At 67.5% G+C, this 2,542-nt stretch carries 3 protein-coding genes; 2 read left to right on the forward strand and 1 reads right to left on the reverse strand.

Annotation, left to right across the window (positions count from 1 at the left end; translation table 11 throughout):
* Positions 1–845: histidine kinase dimerization/phosphoacceptor domain-containing protein (locus ACFO0C_RS11050; RefSeq protein ID WP_378066496.1), on the reverse strand; the 845-nt coding region annotated here is incomplete at its 3' end.
* Positions 846–1,164: 319 nt separating this feature from the next.
* Here ACFO0C_RS11050 and ACFO0C_RS11055 point away from each other — a divergent pair.
* Positions 1,165–2,037: a polyphosphate polymerase domain-containing protein gene (locus ACFO0C_RS11055; RefSeq protein WP_378066497.1), complete on the forward strand. Its 873-nt coding sequence runs from the start codon at positions 1,165–1,167 to the stop codon at positions 2,035–2,037.
* Positions 2,038–2,040: 3 nt separating this feature from the next.
* On the forward strand, positions 2,041–2,542 hold a 502-nt coding region (locus tag ACFO0C_RS11060), incomplete at its 3' end, for a DUF4956 domain-containing protein (protein WP_378065547.1).

The following is a 2,542-nucleotide window of genomic DNA, read 5'->3' on the forward strand; positions in this document are numbered from 1 at the left end:
AGACGGGCGGCGCCCGCCGCCTCCAGCAGTTTGCCGATGCGGGCCAACCCGCGGGTGGGTTCGGTGCTGTCCGGCTCGTCGGGTTGGCGCAGCACCCCGACGATCGAGCCGAGTTCGCGTAACACGGTGTCGGAGGCGTTGCGGATGTGCTCCAGGGCCGTGTCGGCCGCCTGCGGCTGCTGGCGCAGCACGTGCCGGGCGGCGCCGGCCTGCACGTTGATCACCGCGATGTGGTGGCTGACGACGTCGTGCAGTTCCCGGGCGATGCGGATGCGTTCTTCGACGACACGGCGCCTGGCCTCCTGGTCGCGGTCCTGCTCGGCGCGGCGGGCCCGTTCCTCGACCTCGGCGACGTACGCAAGACGGCTGCGCGTGGCATCGCCGGCCGCGGCGGCCATCCCGATCCAGGCCAGCGACCCGAGGTTCTGCGGCGCCCACCAGCTGCTCGACGACGTCCAGACGGTGGCCGCGTAGTGCGGCAACGCGACGGCGGCCGCCATCATCCAGGTGCGGGGGCGGTCCAGTCGTGACGCGACCGTGTAGACGACCACGACCAGGGAGATCACCAGCGCCGGCTGTTGCGAGCCGTTCCACAGGGTCAGGGCGACCGTGGTCAGACCGGTCACCACCAGGACGGCGAGCGGCCACAACCGTCGGCAGGCGACAGCGACCCAGGCGAGCAGGGAGACGCCGACGCTGCCGGGGCTCATCGGGCCGACCGGCGGGTCCGGTGTCATCGCGATGATCAGTGCGGGCGCTGCGAGGACACCGCCGAGCAGGGTGTCGAGCAGCAGCGGGTGACGGCCGACGCCGTGGCGCGCGAATGCGAGGGCCCTGGAGAACATGGCGTCGACGCTATGCGCCCGGATGAAGCTGGTCATCGTCTGCTTGTGGTAGCCGATCTGCTGGGCTGTTACCGCGCCGGCGGTAGCAGCAGCGTAGTCGCCATGGTGCCGGAATGCTCCCGGATGGCTATCTTGCTGGGGATACGCGGGGGAAGTACCACGAACGTGGTAGGCGCCTTTCGTGCAGGTGTCTGCGAACGGACGACGAATCCGGCAGACCGTTCAGCCATCGTGGTTCAGGCCCGACCCGTACACCCCTTGTTCATGTTTCGTTGGTCCGCCGTTTCGTGGCCGGCGGAGCCGACAGATTGGTCTGCCCATGCGATCGTTTTTCCGCCGCGGCGGCGTGCCTCCCAAGCACGCCGCCGACCTCGCGCCGGACGTCCCGCACCGCGACGACGACCACCTCGGTCACTCGCTGCGGGCCCCGAGCAAGCTGCACTCGTTCAACCGGTACGAGATCAAGTACCTGGTGCCCAGCGATCAGATCCCGCAGCTGCGCGAGGAGATCACCGCCCGGATGGACGCCGACAGTCATGGCGCCGACGGCGGTTACGGGGTGTGGAGCACCTACTACGACACCCGTGACCTGCGGTTCTACTGGGAGAAGATCGAGGGCCTGAAGTTCCGCCGCAAGCTGCGGGTGCGCCACTACGGCGACCGGTTCAACGTCGGCGAGAAGACCACGGTGCACATCGAGATCAAGCAGCGCGTCAACCGGGTCACCCAGAAACGGCGGATCGCGTTGCCGTACCACCTCGCTCGTGATCTCTGCGATCACCGGCAGCTGATCGAGCATGACCCGTCGCAGAAGGCCTTCGTCGAGGAGGTTCTGGAGCTCGTGTCGCTGCTGGACCTGCGGCCGACGATGATGACCGGCTACCAACGGGAGGCGTTCGTCGGCCGGGACGCCGACACCGGACTGCGGGTCACCTTCGACCACCGGATCCGGGGCCGGGACCGCGACTTCGATTTCGCCGCCGATGCGGAGAACCGGCTGATCGTGCCGGCCCGCCTGTCGGTGGTCGAGTTCAAGGCCAACGAGCGGGTGCCGTACTGGCTCACCGATCTGGCCGCCCGCATGAACATGTCGATCGTGCGGGTCTCCAAGTACTGCCAGGGCGTCGAGGCGTACGACCGCGCCCCGCGCTCGATCTTCCACATCTCCGACACCGAATCTGTAGAGGTCTGACCCATGCCCTTCGAAGTACAGGACCTGTCCGGCACGTTCAGTGTCGGTGACATCGCCATCGCGCTGTCGCTGTCGTTCCTGCTCAGCGCGTTCATCGCCTGGGTCTACCGGTTCACCCACCGCAACGTGTCGTACTCCCAGTCGTACGTGCAGACGCTGGTCATCCTCGGCATGCTGATCGCGCTGATCATGCTGGTCGTCGGTTCCAACATCGCGCGGGCGTTCGCGCTGGTCGGCGCCCTGTCGGTGGTCCGGTTCCGGAACGCGATCAAGGAGACCCGTGACGTCGGGTTCATCTTCCTGGTGATGGGCGTCGGGATGGCCGCCGGCACCCGCTTCTACACCCTGGCGATCGTGGCCGCGGTGGCGATCAGCCTGATCATCCTGGTGATGTACCGGTTCAACTGGTTCGCCTCCAACGTGCAGCGCCAGGTCGTCAAGGTGCAGGTGCCGCCGGACGGCAACTACACGCAGAACATCCAGGACGTGCTGATCGGCCTGACCA

Source organism: Actinoplanes subglobosus (assembly GCF_042650585.1).
Taxonomy (GTDB): Bacteria; Actinomycetota; Actinomycetes; order Mycobacteriales; family Micromonosporaceae; genus Actinoplanes; species Actinoplanes subglobosus.

Excerpts from the sequence above, each read along its gene's own strand:
- ACFO0C_RS11055 (WP_378066497.1), top strand. The coding sequence starts at position 1,165 with ATGCGATCGTTTTTCCGCCGCGGCGGCGTGCCTCCCAAGCACGCCGCC.